Raw genomic sequence first — 2,868 nt, 5'->3', positions numbered from 1 at the left:
CCTTTATGTCGTCCGCAAGCTCGATCAATAAGCGCACGAGAATCATGACGGCTGAGCCCGCGCGGCCGGCCGTCTCCAACTGCCACAGGCATCAGCAGTGCTGTCAGTTTCCATTCCCCATCCGTCATATCAGTTTCCTATCGCAAGTTTGCCGGTTGTTCTGGGGTAGGGTAGTTGGCGCCCACATAGCTCTCTCTCCAATCAGGCTTCGACAATCCGTTTGAGCATGTGTCAGCTAGACTGAAGCATATCCAGCGAGGGGTTGAGATCGGGGCTGTAGGGCGGAGATAGAAGAGCTTGGCCCCGGCGACGCGAATGGCCCGATGAATGGCTGGCCCTTGTGGCTACCAAGATCGTCCATGACAATGTCGCCGGGCGACAGCGTCGGCACGACGCGCTGTTCGACCCAAGCGCGAAGCTGGTCGCGTTGATGGGACCGTCGATGACGCAGGGCGCATCAATGCGCTCGCAACGCAGCGCGAGCACTTCACTCGCTACGCTGACCCCGAACGAAACACCCGTTTCCCGGTACGTCCGACCGGCGGCAGCCGGCGCCGCAACTCGCACACGAGGTCGTTTGAATAGGGTCTTGGCATCCGATGCTGGCGCTCCGCCCAGCCAGCATCTTGAATCACAAGATCGATCCCTACCGATTCAATCAAACTGAAACCGTCTCTAGAATCACGACCGCGCCAGCTACCCAACCCCTTTCGGCACGGGATCTACCTGGATGAAGGATTTCGGCTGTCAGCTCAATTCCTGTTACCAACTCGTGCCGGGCGCGCGCAAACCAGCAGTATCGAATCCGGCCTTGCGCGCAACAAACGGCATCAAGCGCTCGATCGCATGGAGGACGGTGCCGTCATAGGGAACGGGCTCCGATGGGTAATCGTTCCAATCGAGACCCAGTTCGCGTAGCGGAAGCAACACGCTTGGACGGCACCAGAACATGGTTCCCAGCGGAAAATCGAAAAAGTCCGCCAGCGGCATGGCGATGCCCATCCGTCTSGCCAAATCTTCAGCGATCTCCCTGTTGTCGTTCCARCCGACGAGGTGTGGATCCTCCGCCATKAAAAGACCTATCGCCGGTTTCGATGCGAAGACCTCTGCAGCCAGATCGAGCATCGCGTGTTCGCCACCAACCARGTTCTCCCAAAGGAAGTGGCGCCATGCCTCACCCATAGCCGCGTCCGTGCCCACGCTCCTCTTGGCGTGCACATGGCCGATCAGGTCGTAGCGGCCATCAAGCAGCCGTGGCAGGAATTCAGTAAGAAGCGGTCCGACATCGCGCCCCCTGTTGGGAACGATTGCCATTTCAACGGACCCGTGGTGGTCGTCAAACACGGCTCGAAGATGTCTGGCTTTGGCKTCGGTGTCCGTGGAYAGGAACAGATCGCAGCGCGTGCGGTTACGCTTGAGCCGGAAGGCCARATCATCAGCCAGATCTTCATAGTAAAAATGGGCRTGAAGGGCCACACGCTGCTCCGACGGCCGGTAAGTGCYGTTGACGGGATTGAAAACGTCCCGSGACCAGGGGCCGGGGGGGCGYCCGGCKCGGAGCCAGTGGGCTAGGGGATGGGYTTTTCCCGGTCCGCACTCGTCTGGATTGGCTTGTGCATAGCTTTGCGGATTGAAGCCTGCACAAGGACGGCGGAACTGTGGATTGGCTGTCGAATCGCCCGAGAGGCCCATGATGCTCCATTGCTGGAGCGTGCGCCGCCCGGCTTCCAACTCGGCAATTGGCGCGGTACCTGGAGGAAGAACCATTTCGAGATCGACAGCAGCGGCCGCCATCAGGGTGGCAAGGTCCTCGTCATGAAGTGCYGCCGCAGATGTTTTGCCCCACTCATSGATTTGTTGAACATAGRCACTCATGTTGTAGGCCGCACGTCCTACTCGCGCCACTTCCGCTCCCARGGCCTTTGCCTTGTCGCGGTCGTCYGCCARTCCGCACAAGATGRCGGCTGCGGCATGGGTATCGAGGTGAGGTGCAATGAGAGGACGTGTTGCAGCGTCRGCCCCTAAGATTTCCGCCGTTCCACAGGCTCCCTGGAAGCACACGGTCGGTATCCCACGCACAACCGTATCGATGGCYACGTTYGGCTGCGGATCAAGGCGGGAACTGAGAAAGAAGGCGTCTGCAACGGCATATGCGGGCTCCAAATCCGATACCGGATCAAGCATCACCAGGCTATCTYCCAGATCCGACTGGGCTATCTGGTAGGCGAGATACGCGGAGTAGCCACTGTCATTCTCCGGATCGTAMCCATCACCGATCCAGACAAATCGAAAGCGAACATCCGGTCGCAGCCGTTTCGCTGTGGCRGCYGCRCTTATGAAAAGATCAACGCCTTTGCGAATGTGCACCATGCCGGCGCCGAGYACGAGAAAGGAGGCCTCCTCACCCTCGGGCCGCAAACGRAGGAGGAACTCGTCKYCTTTTTTKTCRGCCGGCTSATCGGCKGAGGACRCTGGCGGCGGATCGCTGCGCCCCTGAGCCATGATATGAATTCCGGGGCGCCTTTSGAGGCCAGGAAAGGCATCGTACGAAGACTGCGCAACGATCTCGGCWGGAAATACGACATGCTGCGCCCAGTCATAAACGTTACGCATCTTGGCTACMGGGCGCGTGTAGGCRGCAAACTCATGCACCAAAGCAACGCTCGGCACYCCACAAGACGCCARGGCAGGCACCATGATCTGCGTTTCTATGCTGTTGGCGATGGCATAAAGTGGCCTGAATTCCTCTGTGATCCGCTTGGCCAGCCGGGCCGCATCCACAGGGTTCCAGTCCTCCCATGTCAACGGACCGAGGGACGAGGCGGCAAYGGCGATGAAGTCGCTTTCCAGTTCTCCACCGCGCATCAT

The 2,868-nt window shown here is 59.5% G+C and carries 1 protein-coding gene and 1 pseudogene; both read right to left on the bottom strand.

Features of this window, described 5'->3' with window-relative positions:
* Nucleotides 1-258: 258 nt before the first annotated feature.
* Nucleotides 259-486 (bottom strand): annotated as a pseudogene (locus tag ACXJ7R_RS29155) (transposase); the annotation flags it as partial.
* Nucleotides 487-762: 276 nt separating this feature from the next.
* Nucleotides 763-2,502, bottom strand: a complete 1,740-nt coding sequence (locus ACXJ7R_RS29150; RefSeq protein WP_457154854.1) for a rhamnan synthesis F family protein — start codon at nt 2,500-2,502, stop codon at nt 763-765.
* Between the last annotated feature and the right edge of the window lie 366 nt (nt 2,503-2,868).

This window comes from Mesorhizobium sp. P5_C1 (assembly GCF_054049815.1).
Note: the sequence above shows the minus strand (reverse complement) of the source record. Positions and strands in the feature narration are given on the sequence as shown.